The organism is Beijerinckia sp. 28-YEA-48, assembly GCF_900104955.1.
GTDB lineage: Bacteria > Pseudomonadota > Alphaproteobacteria > Rhizobiales > Beijerinckiaceae > Terripilifer.
This window is the reverse complement of the sequence record NZ_FNSI01000001.1, coordinates 4684807-4702939: the sequence shown is the minus strand read 5'-3', so window position 1 is coordinate 4702939 and position 18133 is coordinate 4684807. Positions and strand designations below refer to the sequence as shown.

General features: G+C 61.3%; 16 protein-coding genes and 1 tRNA gene. 6 read left to right on the top strand and 11 right to left on the bottom strand.

Going from position 1 to position 18133, the window contains the following annotated elements; all coding sequences use genetic code 11:
- The first annotated feature begins 12 nt into the window (after positions 1–12).
- Positions 13–1080, top strand: a complete 1068-nt coding sequence (locus BLW50_RS22065; RefSeq protein ID WP_090706631.1) for an aromatic ring-hydroxylating dioxygenase subunit alpha — start codon at positions 13–15, stop codon at positions 1078–1080.
- 40 nt (positions 1081–1120) lie between these two features.
- On the opposite strand, the gene BLW50_RS22060 is transcribed toward BLW50_RS22065, so the two are convergent.
- The 8 genes from BLW50_RS22060 to BLW50_RS22025 form a co-directional block, all read right to left on the bottom strand.
- Positions 1121–2860 carry a chorismate-binding protein gene (locus BLW50_RS22060; protein ID WP_090706629.1) on the bottom strand — a complete coding sequence of 580 codons (1740 nt, stop codon included), beginning with the start codon at positions 2858–2860 and terminating at the stop codon, positions 1121–1123.
- A gap of 53 nt (positions 2861–2913) precedes the next feature.
- A complete protein-coding gene (locus BLW50_RS22055) occupies positions 2914–3666 on the bottom strand; it encodes a class II aldolase/adducin family protein (protein ID WP_090706626.1) in 753 nt (250 codons plus the stop codon).
- A 65-nt stretch (positions 3667–3731) separates the two neighbouring features.
- Complete coding sequence (locus tag BLW50_RS22050) at positions 3732–4772, bottom strand: Bug family tripartite tricarboxylate transporter substrate binding protein (RefSeq protein WP_090706624.1); 1041 nt, start codon at positions 4770–4772, stop codon at positions 3732–3734.
- Between the two features lie 123 nt (positions 4773–4895).
- Positions 4896–5789: an amidohydrolase family protein gene (locus tag BLW50_RS22045; protein WP_170850289.1), complete on the bottom strand. Its 894-nt coding sequence runs from the start codon at positions 5787–5789 to the stop codon at positions 4896–4898.
- Positions 5782–7599, bottom strand: coding sequence for a thiamine pyrophosphate-binding protein (locus tag BLW50_RS22040; RefSeq protein ID WP_090706619.1), 1818 nt, complete (start codon positions 7597–7599; stop codon positions 5782–5784). The genes BLW50_RS22045 and BLW50_RS22040 overlap by 8 nt, the downstream gene beginning before the upstream one ends.
- A gap of 387 nt (positions 7600–7986) precedes the next feature.
- Positions 7987–8766 (bottom strand): hypothetical protein, encoded by a 780-nt coding sequence (locus BLW50_RS22035; protein ID WP_090706617.1) that lies wholly within the window; start codon positions 8764–8766, stop codon positions 7987–7989.
- Entirely contained in the window at positions 8766–9848 is a 1083-nt protein-coding gene (locus BLW50_RS22030; RefSeq protein WP_090706615.1) for a ComEC/Rec2 family competence protein, read from the bottom strand. The genes BLW50_RS22035 and BLW50_RS22030 overlap by 1 nt, the downstream gene beginning before the upstream one ends.
- Positions 9849–10058: 210 nt before the next feature.
- A tRNA-Arg gene (locus tag BLW50_RS22025) sits at positions 10059–10135 on the bottom strand.
- Positions 10136–10157: 22 nt separating this feature from the next.
- Here BLW50_RS22025 and BLW50_RS22020 point away from each other — a divergent pair.
- The 4 genes from BLW50_RS22020 to BLW50_RS22005 all read left to right on the top strand — a co-directional run bounded on the left by BLW50_RS22020 (position 10158) and on the right by BLW50_RS22005 (position 15386).
- The gene (locus tag BLW50_RS22020; RefSeq protein ID WP_139267704.1) at positions 10158–11051 is read left to right on the top strand and encodes a thermonuclease family protein; all 894 of its coding nucleotides are present in this window, start codon (positions 10158–10160) and stop codon (positions 11049–11051) included.
- Positions 11052–11169: 118 nt separating this feature from the next.
- On the top strand, positions 11170–12540 hold the full coding sequence (locus BLW50_RS22015) for an MBOAT family O-acyltransferase (RefSeq protein WP_090706611.1): 1371 nt from the start codon (positions 11170–11172) through the stop codon (positions 12538–12540).
- A gap of 2 nt (positions 12541–12542) precedes the next feature.
- Positions 12543–13676 carry a hypothetical protein gene (locus tag BLW50_RS22010; RefSeq protein ID WP_090706609.1) on the top strand — a complete coding sequence of 378 codons (1134 nt, stop codon included), beginning with the start codon at positions 12543–12545 and terminating at the stop codon, positions 13674–13676.
- A 279-nt stretch (positions 13677–13955) separates the two neighbouring features.
- Complete coding sequence (locus BLW50_RS22005; RefSeq protein ID WP_244544350.1) at positions 13956–15386, top strand: M48 family metalloprotease; 1431 nt, start codon at positions 13956–13958, stop codon at positions 15384–15386.
- Positions 15387–15396: 10 nt separating this feature from the next.
- On the opposite strand, the gene BLW50_RS22000 is transcribed toward BLW50_RS22005, so the two are convergent.
- Both BLW50_RS22000 and BLW50_RS21995 read right to left on the bottom strand, forming a co-directional pair.
- Positions 15397–15753: a hypothetical protein gene (locus tag BLW50_RS22000; protein ID WP_090706607.1), complete on the bottom strand. Its 357-nt coding sequence runs from the start codon at positions 15751–15753 to the stop codon at positions 15397–15399.
- Between the two features lie 91 nt (positions 15754–15844).
- The gene (locus tag BLW50_RS21995) at positions 15845–16738 is read right to left on the bottom strand and encodes a CarD family transcriptional regulator (RefSeq protein ID WP_244544486.1); all 894 of its coding nucleotides are present in this window, start codon (positions 16736–16738) and stop codon (positions 15845–15847) included.
- Positions 16739–16907: 169 nt separating this feature from the next.
- On the opposite strand from BLW50_RS21995, the gene BLW50_RS31120 reads away from it, so the two are divergent.
- Positions 16908–17300: a hypothetical protein gene (locus BLW50_RS31120; protein ID WP_244544349.1), complete on the top strand. Its 393-nt coding sequence runs from the start codon at positions 16908–16910 to the stop codon at positions 17298–17300.
- A gap of 420 nt (positions 17301–17720) precedes the next feature.
- Here the strand turns inward: BLW50_RS31120 and fdxA are convergent, their stop codons facing one another.
- A complete protein-coding gene (fdxA, locus tag BLW50_RS21990; RefSeq protein ID WP_090706603.1) occupies positions 17721–18059 on the bottom strand; it encodes a ferredoxin FdxA in 339 nt (112 codons plus the stop codon).
- Positions 18060–18133: the final 74 nt, after the last annotated feature.

The window sequence follows — 18133 nt, the reverse complement described above, 5'->3', positions numbered from 1 at the left end:
AAGGACAGTCCCATGGCCCGCACCTATCCGCTCAATCATTGGTACGCGATCGCCACATCAGCCGAACTGACGGCAAAGCCGCTCGCCCGCACGATCTGCCAGATCCCGCTCGTCATGTTCCGCGGCAAGGACGGCGGCATCGCCGTGCTGGAGGACATCTGCCCGCATCGCAAGGCGCCCCTGTCCTCTGGATCAGTGGTCGATGGCGCGATCGAATGCGGCTATCACGGCGCGCAATTCGACGGCAAAGGCCGCTGCATCCACATCCGGAGCCAGGATGTGATCCCGCCGCGCGGCATGAGCGTCACGCATTTCCCCGCGCTGGAACGCCACGACATGATTTTCGTCTGGATCGGCGATCCCGCGCGCGCCACGGACGATGGCATTCCCGATGCCTGGAGCACCAACACCGATCCGGACTGGACGACCGTGCATGGCTATCATCACGTCAAGGCCAACTACCTTCTGTTGCTCGATAACCTCGCCGATCTCACCCATCTCGCCTTCGTACATCGCTCGACCATCGGCGCCAGCGGCCGCACCGGCTGGTTCAACAACCCGCTGCGCGTCACCATCAAGGATGACACGGTGCATAGCTCCCGCACCATGCGCGATATCTCGCCGTCGGGCTTCATGCTGATGACCGGGCGCTTTGCCCAAACCGACAAGATCGATCGCTTCCAAACCTCCGATTTCTTCGCCCCCAGCTTTTTCACCGTGGTGCTCGGCGGTGAACTGGCCGGCGTCTGCGAGGAGATGCAGCGGCCGCATCATATCGTGCTGAACTGCATAACGCCGGAGACTGAAGAAACGAGTCATTATTTCTGGTCGGTCTGCCGCAGCGCGGCGCTGGACGACGCCCATGTGTCGGAACAGATGTACCTGCAAACGCGCCATGCCTTCGACGAAGACGCGCAGATGCTGGAACGCCAGCAGCAGACGATCCGCGCCGACCGTAGCGGCAAGCCCTTGATGAACTTTCAGGGCGATCAGGCCGGCGCCGCCATACGCAAAGCGATCGCCCGGCTGATGCAAGCCGAGGCTCCAGAAGGCAAAGCGGCGGAGGAACAAGCCGCCTGATCATCGCGCATCATGATCCGATCGGGCGATCCTGCGTGCATCATCCCGCCAGTCCATGAACCAGCCGCACCTCGATTTTTCCTCTGAGACCATTGAGGAACCAGATCGAGTCCGCGCTTTTCAAGTCCTCAAGCCGCACGACGCGTTCCTGCATTTGCCCCGTTTGAAGCAGCTCGCCGCGTAAGGTGCCCGGCAAGAGCCCCGAGCTGAGCGGCGGCGTGACCAGAGCGCCATCGATCATCACGGCCACATTGCCGCGCGTGAATTCGGTGATCTCTTCGGCCTCGTTGAACAGCAGCGCATCAAAATGCGCCGTGTCTTTCGGCGCGCGGGCCTCGTACACGTCTCTGCGAGTGGTCTTGTGATACAGAAATTCATCGTCGGCCTGAACGGGATGGCTGGCCAGAACGACGGTGGGCGCGGCAGGCGTCTGCGGCAAAGGCAGCAGCTGCAATTGCACTCGGCCGTCCCGCGCCAGCAAGAGACGAACGCAATGGGCGCCGGTGGCATGGTCCAGCGCCATACGATCGAGATCGCGCTCAACCTGCGTCCGATCGACGAGAAAGCCGAAATGATCGGCCGAACGCATCAGGCGCTCCAGATGCGCCAGCAAAAACCAGTATTTCCCACCCTCAAGCCGAATAGTCTCAAGCAGTTTAAAATCGGCGCTGGCTCGGAACAGGAACCGGCGCTTGAGCAGGCACTCGGCATATTCGCCCTGCGGATCAGACCCCCAGGTAATCCCCGCGCCGATGCCGCACTCCGCTTTGTCCTTGGCGACATAGACGGTGCGAATGCCGACGCTGAAGATGGCCGCGCCGGAAGGCTGGACGATCCCCATCGCCCCGCAATAGGGCCCTCGGGGCGAGGCTTCGAGCGCGGCGATGGCTTTCATCGCCGCGTGTTTCGGCGCGCCCGTTATGGAGCCGCACGGAAACAACGCGGCGAAAATCTCCGCTAGCCCGACATGCTCTTGCGTCACGCCGACAACAGTCGACGTCATCTGTCGCAAGGTCGGCAGGTTCTCGATGGTGAATAGATGCGGTACCTGTACCGATCCGAGTTTGGCGATCCGGCTGATGTCGTTGCGGAGCAGATCGACGATCATCAGATTCTCCGCCCGGTCCTTGACGGAGGCAGCGAGTTCGGCCGCTGGCACACTTAAAGGCGACGTCCCCTTCATCGGGCGCGTGACCAAGGCACCGGTCGTCGCATCCCAGCGGAAAAATAGTTCCGGCGACACCGACGCGATCTGCCACGCGTCGAAATCGAGATAGATCTGAAAGGCTTCCGGCTGCGTCGCCCGCAGCGCTGCGAACAGGCCGGCGGCATCCCCCGCGAAGGGCGAGTGGAAACGGGTGGTGAAGTTGGTCTGATAGTAATCGCCGGCGGCAATATCTTCGCGGATCGTTCTGATCGCGTCGACGAAACGCGTGCGCGTGATTTCGTTGCGCCATCCGGCGCAGGAAAAGTCACCCGGTGCGTTCTGAGGATCATTTTCGATGGGCGTATCAAAGATGGCGAACGCCGCCAGGGGCAAGCCCGGAATAGGTGCGAAGGTCGGATAGGTCGGATCGAAGGCGGTCGCGGCTTCATACGAAACCATGCCGACCGCCCACAAACCGGCGCGGCTGAATTCGCCCACCTGCCGCAGCAGCGCAGCCACTTCGCCAGGCTGCCACGCCGTCAAAACGGTGCGCGGGTTGGCGAACCGGTGCTGCACGCGCCGACCGGCTTCGTCAGGGAAATCAATGGTGCAGGCGGCGCTCGGCTGGCTCATGCCGCGTCTGGTAACGCTCCCAATTGCGCTTTGCAATTGGGAGCCAGCGCGGCCTATGCCGCGAACAGATTCCAGCTCTTTTCCACCGAGCCCGCCGCCAAGCCCTTGCGAATATAATAGTTCCACATTTTAGCGATGTGATGCGGACGATCCTCCAGCGCCAGGATCTTTTCGATTTCCGCGTCGCTGAGCGGCTCGGGAACGGCTCCGGCCTGCTGCACGTCCATCTGCGCCTGGGCATTTTCCTGGAAGTGCACGGCATCGCTGAAGAGCGCCGGCAGCGATTCCGCCACCAGCAACAGTCCATGCGCGCGCATCAACGCCACATGGTGCGGCCCCAGCGTTGCCGCCAGTTCACGCCCCTGCTGCGGATATTTGATGTGGCTTGGATCGGGATGGGTCGGAATACCGCTTTTCCAGCGCGTGGCGCGGGCCCGCATCGGCAGAAGCTGGACGCCCTTCATCATCGTAAAGGCGATGGCGAGGTCCATGTGGCTATGCAGCGAAGCGTTGACATCCGGTCGCGCCCGGAAGGCTTCGATATGGATCGAGGTCTCGGAGGGTGGCTTGCCATCGCCCTGAATCACCTTGCCATCGAGATCGACGAGCAACATGCGATCGGGCGCAAGTTCGGCCCGGCTGTCGGTGCGGCGCTGAATCATCAGGGCGTTGCGCTCAGGAATACGCACGGCGATATGCCCGCTGTAGCTCAAGATGTTCATCGTCTCGAGCATGCGCGAAACGGCGGCGAGTTCGGCCGCCAGACGCGCGATATTGCTGGGCTGCTGTTCAATCGGTCTCGACATTCATCCTCCAGGCTCGAACGCGGTCTTGATCGACCGAGAACCGAGCTCTCATTTTTGTTTTGACGCTATTTACGATCCATCTCGGCGGATGCTTCCGGCCCAAGCATAACGTCCCGCAGCTCCCTGGCTAGAGCCTTCGGCGCGCTCGAGATGCGCCTGATATTCTCCTGGATCCGCGCGCCCTCGACGAAGGCGACTTCGAGCTGCTGCGCATGGGCCGCGGCGATAAAGTCAGGGTCTTTCGCAACCGCCATGAAGGCCTCGCGCAGCGCCGCGATCCGCACCTCGGGCACATCCGGGGGCGCGGCGAAGGGCCGGGCCATGGTCTGGCTGATCAGAATCATATCGATCATCTGTTTCTGTTCGGGCGTCTTGACCAGCTCGCCCACCAGCGGAACATCCTGCAGTTCCGGGTGTTTCTCCTCGGCGAATTGCAGCACGATATTGATCTTCTTATCGCGCACCCAAGCCGGGCGCGTCGCGATGATGGACGACCAGGACCAGTTGCAGCGGCCCTGCACCTCGCCCCGCTCCAATGCGAGGACCACGTCGTTACCGCCCTGGTAGCCCAACACCTGTTTCAGCTTGGCGCCGAACAAGGAGTTGAGAAGATTGGCGTGATAAACCGCCGTGGACCCCAGCACGACTTCGCGGGTCATGAATTTTTCCAGCGTGTCGATGCCCGTTGTATGCCAGGTGACGCAGGTGCTGGTGTCGACGTTGGCGCTGCCGATCCATGCCAGATCAGCCGCGACGAAACGAGCGGCCGGATTGCCCCAGATCGAATGCAGGGCGGCGTTCCGATCAAACGTGCCCAGCGCAGTGCCATCTTTCGGCAACGACTTGGCCAGTTGATTGGCCACAATCAAGCCGTTGGCGCCGGGCATGTTGGCGACAACGACAGTTGGCTTTCCGGGCAGATGATTGCCCAGAAATTGCCCGATCACCCGGCCGTAAGTGTCGGTTCCCCCTCCCGGAGAAGAGCCGACATAAAGCGTGATCCGCTTGCCCTTGTAGAAATCCTCAACCGATTCTGCGCGCGAAGCATCTACGATGCCTCCCCAGACCAACACGGATACCAATCCGGCCAGAATGACCTTGCACATCCGCTCCTCCCCAGGGTGATGTTGTAGTCATCGAATCTCTATTTAGATCGTCCCTTTGCGTCGGCTGTTACTATCTTCGCGCGAAGCCACGTCCGCTGCGCGCGACAAGGTTCTGGCAAGAATCTAGGGCGCGAATCCGTGAAGGCGCGCTGGATTGTCGACCAGGATCTTCTGGATGAGATCCGCATCGTGGTCGACATAGCGGTACATGAGCTCGACCAGCTCGCCATCGTTTGGCATCCGGCTCTTGCGCCAGCGCACATGCGGCCAATCCGATCCCCAGATCATGCGATCGGGCGCCGCTTCGACAAAGGCCTGTCCGAAAGGAACGGCATCGTCCCAGTCATCCGTCATGCGCGACAATCTTGCGCCATTGGACAGCATCATCCACCAACCGTGATGACGTAATCTGTCCAACAGCCATTGACACGTTGGCGCCTGCAATCCGGCGCTGAAATCCACATGCCCCATGTGATCGACGACAAAGGTCATGTCGCGCACTGAAGCCAGGATATCGGAATACTCGATAATATCGGGGCCAGCGACATGCAGCCGTGCATGCCAGCCGATCTCGCGCGCACGTTCCAGCGAGCGGATGAGCGATTCCGGCGAGCGCCGTTCATTATAATATTTGCCGATGTTGAAACGCGCCGCGCGCACGCCAAGCTTATTGAGCCGATCAAGCTCGCTGTCGGTGACATGATCCTTGATGATGCCGACGGCGCGGATGTGATCGTTGTTGGGAATGGCTTCAAGCGTGTCGATCAGCAGGCGATGATCCGTGTCATAGGGCATCGGATGCACGATCACGCCGCGCTCGAAGCGCATTTTGGCCAGAACGCCCATCATATCATCGAACGTAGCCTTGGGCGGGTCGTAGAGCGCGCCTTCCTTGGCCGGATATCGCGCGATGTCACCATAGATATGGAATTGGCTATCGCAACTGCGCGGCGGCGGCGGCGGATTGGGGCTGCGTGTGTTTTTCTCCCATTGGAGATAAACCGGCGCGTCATCCATGAGCATGTCCTTCCCGATTTTTCTTATCGCTCAGAGAGGCCTGTTCACCGATGGTCACGGCATCGAGCAGAAATTCAATCATGTAGCAGTGGCCTTCGCGCACGGCCTGCAGACCGCGCTGCAGAACGTCCGAAGCCTCCTCCAACGCGAGAACCGGCTCCGACGCCATGAATCCTTGCGCGCGGGCCATCGCCACCAGATCCACTGCCGGATCGTCGAGCCTCTGACCGATCCACTTGTTCTCGCGCGGGCGATCCCGCACCACCGCGACCTGGTCCTGATGCGTGACGTCGTTTTGATAGGCCCTGTTGTTGGCCACGATGATGAGGACGGGAATGCGACAGCGCGCGGCGGTCCAAAGCGCGTTGACGCCCATCAGGAAATCACCGTCGCCGATGATCGCGATCGGAATCCGGCCTGTGCCCTTCAACGCCAAGGCCGCACCGATCGCAATACCAGTCCCCGACCCCAGGCCACCGCCGCCATCACCGCCCAAGAAATCAAGCGGTCCTTTGAATTGACAGACATCGGCCGGCCACTTGAGCGGAAAGCGCGTGAATGTCACCGCCTGGTCCTTGGTCGCCTGCGCGATACAGCGCGCCATCTGGCGTAGCGAAATCGGCCCCGATGTGACCGCCTCACGCTTGGCTGCCACCACGTCAACGTCATACTTCGGACGTGTCAGACGTCGCCCGCTCACGCGCGCGTCGAGCGCTGAGAGCAACGGCCTCAACATCGCCTCCGGCGTCGTCAGCACAGGCAGATCGACAGCAGCAAGGCCCTGATGATCCATGCTCCAGCCATTGTGTAGATAGCTGTCGACGGAGACATGGATGATTTTCGCAGTGAGTCGCGCCTTGCGCGCGCAGGTCTTGAGCGTACCGGCAAGATCGAGCCAATCGAGCGCCAGAATGACATCCGCCTCGGCCAGCAGCGCAATCGCCGCGGCCGACAAGCGCGATTGCGGTTCGATGACATGCAAGCCATGCTCGGTCGGGAACGAGGCGCCGGTTCTCTGATCGGTGATGACCACGCCGCCAATCGCTTCACACACGGCCTGGCGATCATCCCAATCATGCTGGAAGCGCGAGGCGCGGCCGCTGAGAACGACGGGGCGCTTGGCGGCGACAAGCCAATCGGCCGCCATGTCGATCTGCTCTGGCGCGGGAACCGGGGCCTGCGCCGCGCGAAACTTCAAAGGGTCTGGCGCCTGCAATGGCTCCGACAGACGCTCTTCCTGCATCGCCACGTCGAGACAGATATAGGTCGGCCCAGCAGGCGCCGTCATGGTGATTTGATGGGCGCGCAGCAGCGATTCAAACGTCGCCGGCACGGAGCCAGGTTGATCATCCCATTTGACATAGTTGCGCACCAGCGCGCCTTGGTCACGGGAGGTGTGAATCCAATCGATCCAAGGCCGACGCTGATGCGCATCGCCAGGCCCCGTCGCACCGATGATCACCATCGGCACGCGATCGCACCAGGCGTTGTAGATCGCCATGGTCGCGTGCATCAATCCGACATTGCTGTGCACGAAAGCGAGCATCGGCCGCTGCGTCACCTTCGCATAGCCGTGGGCGATGGCGACCGAATGCTCCTCATGCAGACATGTCAGCATTTGCGGGTTTTCGTTGCCCAGCACATTCACGATGCTGTCGTGGAGGCCCCTGTAGCTGGCGCCGGGCACGAGCGCGACATACTCATATCCCAACTTCGAAAGCAGCACCGCGATCGGATCGGATCCCCACCCTAGATCGGTCTTACGCGCATTCGTTGGACGATCCAGATCTTCCAGGCCTACGACCGTCATCTAAAGCGCGCCTCCCATGGCCGCATCCCTGTTAGGATGCATGTCCATGTTGGCCAACATCAGCCAGAGCCGCTACTTCCTTTTTGTCCCGAGGACATAACTGTTCAGCATCGCTTTCGCGCGCGCCAATTCGCTATCGTCAGATTTCCGGCTCATGCGACTATCTAGATCGCGCCGCCCAAGCAGCCGATAGCGGCCTGGCTACGCCCGTCGGCTTGCTTGCGAAGCCATGGCCCAGAGTTTCGTTCGCCCCGCACCAAGTACCATCGAAAATATGGCCGCAGCGAAACGGACATTCACGGGATACGGACAGCGAGATCGGCTGGTAGATCATCCGCGACAAATACAGCTAAGTTCGCCCAACGCCGGAGCTGTGGATCGCTACCCCTACGTCTTCGCTGCCTTCAGCTTAGGAGTGGCCTTAGGAGCCACGGGCTTTTCTTTGCCAAGGAAAGTCTCACACGCGAGGATCAACTGGCGTGCATATGTTCGCGACGCTTCGACGACACTTGGCCGACTGACACCGAAGGCCATGAAGAGCGAGTGAACGACGGCAAGCGCGACCACGATCATTAGCGCGATCGTCGTCTCATCGTCGGCATCAATCGCGCCTTTTTTATACTGAACGAACGTGCACAGCAGGACGAGAACAACGTTCGTCACGAGTGCAGGCCACTTGAGCCCGAGCAAATTGCGCCGGTATCCGTACGTTACGTTCTCCGCGAACAAAATACCGAACTTTTTTGTGTTGCGGGTATTCTCGCGCAGCCACGCGCCGGCCCGCTCGTAGAAGGCATCCCCTGCTTTGACGTTTTGATTCTCGGCTTCTTCAGTCGGGACAGGCTGGCTCACCTTCGAGGAAAGGAATGCCCGGTACTGCTCCTTTGCCGCTACGTCGAACTCATTGTCGGTGTAGCGGAGCATCGTGACGGAAGGCTTACCGCCCATCTCCGCATAGATTTCATTCTCGATCCGCTTGCCCAGGCGTCGCGCCACGTCAGCGGCAGCGAACACGAGCACTGGGATCGCGAGTGACGCGATGCCAGTCGTGAGGCTGAACTTCACGCGCGAGATCAAGATAGCAAGCGCGACGAGCGCCGGAATGGTTGCAAGGAGTGCGGGATAGTAGCGCGCCTTGAGCGCGTATGCGTCGAGCACCTTCGGCATCAATTTTCCTGTTCGTCTGGATATGCCGGTTGCTTGAGTGCTATCCACCCGTCGCGCTGGGGTGCGTTCTTATGCGTCCGGAAATGTCCATTTTCCGTCGTCGCGATCTTGGCCCCACGATGATGCAGCGCGCGCAGCACCGCCTTGCGAGGATGCTCAGGATCTTCCTTCGCTGAAGAGATCATAGCGGTGAACAGCTCTTCACCTTCCTTGACAGGTTGCGTCAGCCGTCGCCCCACCCAGCGATCAAGGAGCTCCGTAGACATGTTGCGGCGCCCACCGTGATGCGGAAACTGGAAGCGATCAATCCCTGGTAAAGAGACGCCCCGGCTTTCGAGATAGTCCGCCGCTTCCGTCATCCCTTCGCGTCCGGCATCACCGCTCAGCAGAATACGCTTGCCGCAGATATAAGCATATTGAACGACGCTCATTTCATTCTCGACACTCGTAGGATCAGGCGAGAATTTCTCAGAGCCCCATCCGGCCTTGATGAAGGCGAGGACGGGACGCGCGGCTTCGGTCAATGCTCCGAGGAGCGTCTGCTGCGCCCTCGACCGAATCGAGCGCTGCGGCGTGCGCTCTGATTCGAGAATGAGGTTCAGGTATCGCTCACGCGAGGGCGCGAGGACCGTAAACGCTCCGATCTGCTTACCCTGGAATGGCTCTCGGATCGTGATCCCGCGGCGAAGCGCAATCGCTTCGAGCTTCGCAATGTAGGGGTAGTCGTCACGCAAGCGCTCCTTCAACCGTTCAGCACTGGTGTAGCGGGCGAAATCCGGGAGCAGAATGTCCGCATACTCCCATGGGCGCAACATCCAGAGCTCGTAGATGTTGAACGTTTCGAGGATACCGGCCAGCCCTTCGGCATGGTCCTGATCCGGGTGCGTGACGATGACCCGGTTAATGGTATCAGTCCTGTAGTTCTCCCTGATGTGGGCCGAGACAAGGGCCGTTGTCGAATCGAAACCACCATCAATGACATGCACGTCCCAGAAATCACCGATCATGTAGCGCATGGAAATCGCATCGCCGCTATCTCGGCGATGCACCGGAATGAAATCAATTTCAAAAAAATCGGCCATCGGCCGCGCCCCCGATTCCCTTCCCAAATGCCCTGAGCAGTGTGGGTATGCGGGAGCCGGCCTGCAACCGTTCGTTCACCATAATCCCCAGCACACGCCGGAAGCTACCAACAGATTGTCTGACCGCCGTTGATCACGGGGAACGATCCTTATGCAGGACGCAGGTATAAACCGCGCCTTCCGGCTATTTTTGATCGCATGTAAGCGGAATGGCGTCCCGGAAGGGATTCGAACCCCTGACCTACGGTTTAGGAAACCGTTGCTCTATCCTGCTGAGCTACCGGGACGGACGCGGAGGACCCACGGGGCATGCTGTTTAGCACAGGGGCGGCAAATGAAAAGTTGAAGGCAGCGAAGAAGTGGTCGTTTGCACTCGCTTTTGTCGTGTCCTGTCTGCTGGATCAGCCCTCCGGCGCCCAGGCGCAAGGCGCTCCCGCTGCGGCGCGCGACGCCTGCGACCGCCCCTCGGGCGAGCCGGTCGAGGTCGCCGATGTCACCGCCCATCTCGAATTGAAACTCGCCGACGGCCGGATCGTCCGCATCGCCGGCATCGAGCCGGCGCGGGCAACCCGGGACGATCCCCGGCTCGCGGACAAGGCGCGGGCCGATCTCGCGCTCTGGACCGTCGGTTCAAGCGTGGCCCTGGCGGCGCTCGATCCGGTCCCCGACCGCTGGGGCCGGGTGCGGGCCCGGGCCTTTTTGGCGCCCGACACCCTGTCGCTGGCCACCGCCTTGATCGAGGCCGGCTGGGCGCGGGTCGATCCGCTGAGCGAAACCGGCCCCTGCCTCAAACCGCTTCTGCAAGCCGAGGAGGGCGCGCGGGCCGCCCGGCACGGCCTCTGGGCCGATCCGGCCTATGCGCTGCTCGATCAGGAATCGGCTCAAGATCCCGACTTTTCCGGCCTGGAGGGGCGGATCGCGGTGGTTTCGGGCATCGTCGCCAACGTCAACGCCGGCCGTAATCGCACTTTCATCAATCTGGGCAAAAACCGGCGAAAATCGCTCACTTTGACCGTTTCGGCCCGCAATATGAGAGCTTTCACCGCCGCCGGCCTCGATCCCAAGGGCCTGACCGGCAAAACCATCCGGGCGCGCGGCCTCATCGACAGTCGTTTCGGCCCGCGCATGGAGCTTTACGTCCCCGGCGCGCTGGAAATCCTCAAAGAAGCCCAATCCGACGGCTGGCACCCGCCCCAGCGCTGATCCGCCGCTTGCCCCAAGGCAATCCCGGCTTGGCGGCGGCCCCCCCAGCCACTATGGTCCGCCGCATCGCAGCCGGCGGCGTATCGAACCTGCCGCTATAACCAAACAACCGCCCCGGATGCTGTTTCAAAGCCAGCCGTTCATTCTGATTTTCATGCCGCTGACCCTGGCCGCCTATTGGCTGGCAGTGTCGAGCGAGCGTTTGCGGCAGTATGCGCTGATCGCCGCCTCGCTGGTGTTCTACGCCTGGTGGGATGTGCGCTTTCTGCCGCTGCTCATCGGCCAGATCGGGCTGACCTGGCTGCTGGCCCGGCTGTCGAACAAAGGCCGCCGCCTGCCGGTGATCGTGCTCGGCGTTCTGATCAATCTCGGCTCGCTCGCCACTTTCAAATATCTCGATTTCCTCGTCGCCTCGCTGGACGCGATCACCGGTTGGCATCTGCCGCGCTCCGGCCTGATACTGCCGATCGGCATCAGCTTCTTCTCCTTCCAGCTCATCTCTTATCTGGTGGACCTGCGCCGCGGCGAAGCGCCGATCTATCCGCTGCGCCCCTTCGCGCTGTTCGTTCTGGTGTTTCCGCATCTGATCGCCGGCCCGATCGTGCGTCACAACGAATTGGTGCCGCAGTTCTCGCTCGATCCGCGCCGCCCTGGCCTCGCCCAACGCTTCGCCGTCGCCGGCGTGCTGTTCGTTTTGGGCCTGGCCAAGAAAGTTCTCGTCGCCGATCAGCTCGGTCCCATCGCCGATAGGCTCTATGACAAAGCCACGCATACGGCGCTGACCTTCGGCGAAGCCTGGACGGCGGCGCTCGCCTTCACCTTCCAGCTGTTTCTCGATTTCTCCGCCTATACGGAAATGGCCATCGGCATCGCGCTAATGTTCGGCCTCGTCCTGCCGGAAAACTTCCGCCGGCCTTATCTGTCGACGTCGCTGCAGGACTTCTGGCGGCGCTGGCACATTTCGCTGTCGAACTTCATTCGCGACTATCTCTACATTCCGCTCGGCGGCAGCCGCCATGGCGAACTGCGCTACATCTTGGCCATCATTCTCGCCATGGCGATCTGCGGCCTGTGGCACGGCGCCGGCTGGACCTATGTGGTGTGGGGCGTCTGGAACGGTGTCGGCCTGGTCATCTGCCGCTATTGGCAACGCCTCGGCCGCCCCATGCCGACGCTCCTGGCCTGGTTCATCACCATGCTGTTCGTCATCGTCGGCTGGGTCATCTTCCGCTCCGTCGATTTTACCTCGGCCGGATCTATTCTCTCCTCCATGGCCGGCTTCAACGGTTTCAGCGGCCGGCTCGAAGCCTGGCGCATGATGCTGGTGGCCGCCGCCATCGCCGCGCTCATCCCTTCAGCGCATGAATTGAAGGATCGCTATATTTTCCCCAGCGTGCTGCTCGCCGTCGTCGTCGCTGTCGTTGCCGTCATCTGCGTCCTTGAAATCGGCAAGGGCGCGCCCACTCCCTTCATCTACTTCCAGTTCTGATCATGCTCGATACGCTGCGCACAGGATTGACGAACTGGATCGCCGCCAAACGCGACGATGCGCAACGCGACGCGTCGAGCGGTTCGCGCTGGCGCCGTTTCAGCAAGACCTTGTTCGGCACTTTCGTTGGCGGACTGGCGGCGTGCGCGGCCTTCATCCTGATCGTCGATCCCTATCAGGTGGTGCCGTTCGCGCCAGCGATGCCACGCCCGAACATCGACACCAGCCAGCGGCATTTCTATCCAGCGATCATTCGCAAGGGGAATTACGATTCGATCATCGTCGGCAATTCGATGATCCGCCTGTTCGATCCCGATCGGCTCGACAAGACCTTCGGCAGCCGCCTCGCCAATGTGGCGATGAACGCCGCGACGCCCTGGGAACAGATGCAGATGGCCGATCTGTTCCTGCGCGTGAAGGGCCCGCCGAAGGTGCTGATCGTCGGCCTCGATCATTGGTGGTGCGACCCGCGCGCTGATCAGCCGGACAGGAAGCTGACCATCCGCGCTTTCCCCGACTGGATGTTCGACGACAATCCGTGGAACGATTTTCTCTATCTCTTGAACGGCAAGACGATCGAGACGGCGGCGCGCATCGTCATGACCAATCTCGGCCATGGCCGCATCCGCTTGCAGCCCAACGGCTTCAGCGTCTACACGCCGCCCGACGACACCTATGATCTCGCCGCCGCGCAACAGCGCATCTGGGGTGATCGTCCCCACACCATCGTGCCGGTCACGCCGCCGGTCGTGCTCACACCGGCCGAGCAGGCAGCGCTGCGCTTCCCGGCCCAAGATTGGCTCGACGACATTCTGAAACGCGAAGGCGATCGCACCCGCACCGTGCTGATCTGGCTGCCGACCCACATCTCGACCTTACCCGTGCCGGGTTCCCGCGAGGCGGCCGAGGAAGCCGCCTGCAAGGTCGACATGGACGCGGTGGCTCGCCGCCATCAGGCAACGGTCATCGACTGGCGCATCGATTCAGCCTTGAATCGCAACGACGCCACCTTCTGGGACCCCTATCATCACAGGCTGCCTGTCGCTCAACGCATCGAGGACGATCTGGCGGCGGCGCTGGCTGGCAAGGACGCCGCCGACGATGGCGCCTGGACAGTGCGTGTCCGCGGCAGGTAGCAAGCGGCAAATAACAAGCGATAGGTAACAAGTCGCAATAATAAGTGGTAAGAAATCCTCCATCGAGCCGTGGCAAGATGGGTTCTAAGATTTTATCAGCCTGGGGGAGCCCGTCCTTACGCCATGAGCTTCAACCTCGACCATCTGCTCGACCATTTGCCGAGACGGATCGGTCGATTTTTGCCACAGGTTGAACTCAATCCTATGGTTTGCCGTTATAAATCTATGAATTCTTTTACTTACCCTTTTTCCCGATCGTTTTCCGCCCGGCTGGCCAGTTTGGCCCTTCTGCTGGCGTTGGCCGGCTGCGCCACGTTCGACCCCGACAACAACCAACAGCCGCAAGGCCCGGCCGTGCCTTCGCAGGCGCCGCGCACCACCGGAAACGAACCACGAGGGACGGCGGAACATCGCCAGCTCGTCTCCATGTTCGGTGGCGAATACAGAGCGCCGGCGGCCGAACAGCTGCTCAATCAGATTCTGGCGAAACTGGCGGCGGCGGATGAAAATCCCGGCCCTGCCTATCGTGTCACGATCCTTAACTCTCCTGTCGTCAACGCCTTCGCGCTGCCGTCGGGCAATATCTATGTGACGCGCGGCTTGCTCGCTTTGGCCAATGATTCCGCTGAGGTGGCCGCCGTGATGGCCCATGAAATCGGCCATGTCACTGCGCGCCATGCTTTTCAGCGCGAGGAAGCGCTGAAGACCAGCGAATTGCGCAGCCGCGTCACCCGGCAGCTGCAAAGCCGCGAGCGCAGCGAAGAGGTCTCCGCCTTCGACAAGCTCACCCTCGCCGGCTTCACCCGCCAGCAGGAATTCGACGCCGACCTGATCAGCGTGCGCAACCTCGGCCGCGCCGGGTACGATCCCTATGGCGCCTCGCGCTTCCTGCAGGCGCTGAGCCGCTCGACCGCGATGCGCGCCGCCTTGCTCGGCAACCGCAGCAGCGATCAACAGCCCGACATCATGTCGACCCATCCCTCGACCCAGGAACGCATCGAACGGGCCCGCAACGCCGCCCGCCAGTTCGGCGCGCCGGGCATGGGCGCCATCGACCGCGAGGCCTATCTCGCGGCGATCAACGGCATCGACTTCGGCGATGATCCAGCCGACGGCATCGTGCGCGGTCGCCGCTTCGCCCATGGCAAGCTCGGATTCTCTTTCATCGCACCGGAAGGCTTTACCCTGGAGAACACCGCCCAGGCGGTGCTCGGCGTCGCCGCCGGTGGTTCGGAAGCCCTGCGCCTCGACAATGTCCGCCTCGGCGAGGAGCAATCGCTTGAGGCCTATCTCGGCACAGGCTGGGTCGCCGGTCTCGACCAATCGACGATCCAGGCGCTCACCATCAACGGCCTGCCGGCGGCAACCGCAACAGCCACCGAAAACGATTGGCGCTTTCGCGTCGCCGTGGTGCGCATGGGCGGCGACGTGTTCCGCATCATTTTCGCCAGCAAGAATTTAACGCCGGACGCGGACAAAAAATTCTTGGCCGCCATCAATTCCTTCCGCCGCCTGCCGCCGCAGGAGGCGCGCGCCCTCAAGCCGCTGCACATCGCCATCGTCCCGGCCCAGGGCGGCGACACCATCTCGAGTATGGCGCAGCGCATGGCGATGACCGATCGCAATCTCGACGTGTTCCTGCTGATCAACGGCCTACAGCGCGGCGCCAGCTTGGAGCCGGGCCGGCAGTACAAGATCGTCGTCGAATAAACGGCTATCGTTACGCGCGGGGCAAGACCGAAATCTGCCCCTCGATCACGTCGATCTCGTAAGCAGCTTCTGTCGTCACGTCAGGCCCGGGCCAGAGGCCGATTGTTCCACCGTCAAAGGGCAGCAATACGAACGGCTGTTTGCCCGTGAGGATTTTATCCTTGCTCATGAAAGTCATCGCGTAGTGGGGACCACGCTGCGCGATGATCTCGCCGTCCCGGTTGCGGCTCTCGACACCGAGCGTCCAAGCAATGAGCGGAATGAGATCGGAAATTTTCGTGCTGAGATCGCGGAACAGATCGAGCTTCGTGCAATCCTCGAAATAGGCGCGAGCACGATCCGAGATGAGAAAGTTATGCGCGTCCATCGGCCCCTCCACCGATCCATGACGCCAGTCTCGCAATAAAAAACCCGGCTGGCGAGCCGGGTTTTTCTTGAAATGTTGAAGCTTGGGCCGATCAGGCGGCGGCGTCGATTTCGCCGTCGCTGTCCGAATCGGCATCCGCCTCCGCCGCAGCTTCGGCACGGGTGCCGCGACGCGGCCCCTTCTCCAGATGCTGCTCGATCACCTTGAGCGATTCGGTCTCGGTGAGCTTCTGCACGACGCCGACTTCGCGGGCCATCCGATCGAGGGCGGCTTCGTAGAGCTGCCGTTCGGAATAGGACTGCTCGGGCTGCGCTTCGGAGCGATAAAGATCGCGCACCACTTCAGCGATCGCAACGAGATCGCCCGAATTGATTTTCGCTTCGTATTCCTGAGCGCGGCGCGACCACATCGTGCGCTTGACGCGCGCGCGGCCGGTCAACGTGTCGAGCGATTTCTGCACCGTCGGGCCATCCGACAATTTGCGGATCGCGCCGGACAGAACCTTCGGCAGCGGCACCTTCAAGGTCAGCTTATCCTTGAAGAAGCTGATGACATAAAGCTCCAGCTTGTGGCCGGCGACTTCCTGCTCCTCGGTGGCGATGATCTGACCGACGCCGTGAGCGGGATAGACGATATATTCGTGGGTCTTGAAGCCGGTCTTGGCGACGCCACCCGGCACCTTGCCGCCATTGGCGGCAGCGCGCGGATCAACGGGCTTGACGATCGGCGGGAACGGCTGGCGGGCGGCGCCAAACCGGCCCGACGGCATGCCACCACCTGGCGGACGCGGCGGCACCGGGCCCCCGACGGGACGCGGCGGCATGGCGGGAATGGCAGCAGGTTTGGTCTCAGCAACAGGCGCGGCAGCCGCTTTGCTCGGCGCGGCAGGCTTGGCAGCCGCCGGCTTCGCGCTCTCGGCTTTCGCCGGCGCCGGCTTGGCAGCAACCTTCGCAGCCGGCTTCGGCGCATCGGTCTTGGCTTCCACCTTGGCCTCGACGGCCTTGGCGGGGATGGCTTTTGCCACCGGCTTCACCGGGGCGGCAGATTTCACGGGCGCGTTATCCTTGGCAGGAGGCGCCACATCATTCGCTTGCTGAGTTTTTTTCACGATTGTTGTCTTGTTCTCTTGCGCTTTGGGAAGTGCCTCAGACTTCTTGCCAGCAACAGGTTTAAGAACCTGTACCGAAGCAGTCTTTGCTGTTGTTCCGGCAGACTTTTTGTCAACCTTGGCTTCAGCGGACACTTTCCCTACCGCCGGCTTGACAGCCGACTTTACGATCACCGGCTTAGCCACCGGTTTGGTGAAAGTCTTCGCGACCGGTTTGGCGATGTCCTTCGCCTTGCTGGCCGCCTTGTCCTTGTCTTTTGTCGCCGCCTTTAATTTGGCCTTGTCCACTTCGGATTTCGCGGTTTTGCCGGAAAGCCCGGTTTTCACCTTTTCCTTCGTGGATGAACGCGCCATAGCCTTGGCCTTTATAATTTTGGCCGTTTTCTTGGTCGACGACATACTCGCTACTCCTGCTTACCCCGCTGTGGAGACGGGGTGATTTTCCGGATGACAGAGAGCATCCGGTTAGGTAGAAGCAGCGCTCACATGGGAGCAGAGCACTGATTACCTAAACAAAAACAGTGATTAATTGCTCGCTCGTTCAGATTGAAAACAGCGCCGGCAAGGGGCTGTCCCATGTCGACAAAAAAACAGCCCCGGAAAACCGGAGCGGCCTCCTGTAACGGCGGGTCCTCGGTGAGCGGAATTAACGACTGTTAAAAAGAGGTATAGCACAAAATACTGCTGGAATCAAAGAATTCCGGCATGGAACTGTGCTTTGGCCGCGCGCAAAGGTTAACGCCGTCCCACCAGAACGGCGTGGATTGTTGCAATTCACTGGAATTGATGGCGGAACTTTGACCCTACTGGCAGTGGCCGGGCTGAAACCGCCACGGCGACCGGGCCAAAATGCCGCGCTTTAATCGCCTTCGCCGGGCTTATCCGTGAAGTAAGCCTCGAATTTTCCCGGTTTTCCGTCGAATTCCTTGGCATCCGCCGGCGCATCGCGCTTGATCGTGATGTTTGGCCAGGACTTGGCCATGTCGGCATTGAGCTTGAGCCATTTGTCCAGGCCCGGCTCCGAATCCGGCTTGATCGCCTCGGCCGGGCACTCTGGCTCGCACACGCCGCAGTCGATACATTCGTCGGGATGGATCGCCAGCATGTTGTCGCCCTCGTAGAAACAGTCCACGGGGCACACCTCGACGCAATCCATATACTTGCACTTGATGCAGTTCTCTACGACGACATAGGTCATCAGTCTCTCCTCGCGCCCATGACCCCTTGCGGATTTGGGCGGTCATTCACAGGGGCTACGCCCGCTGCCTGACA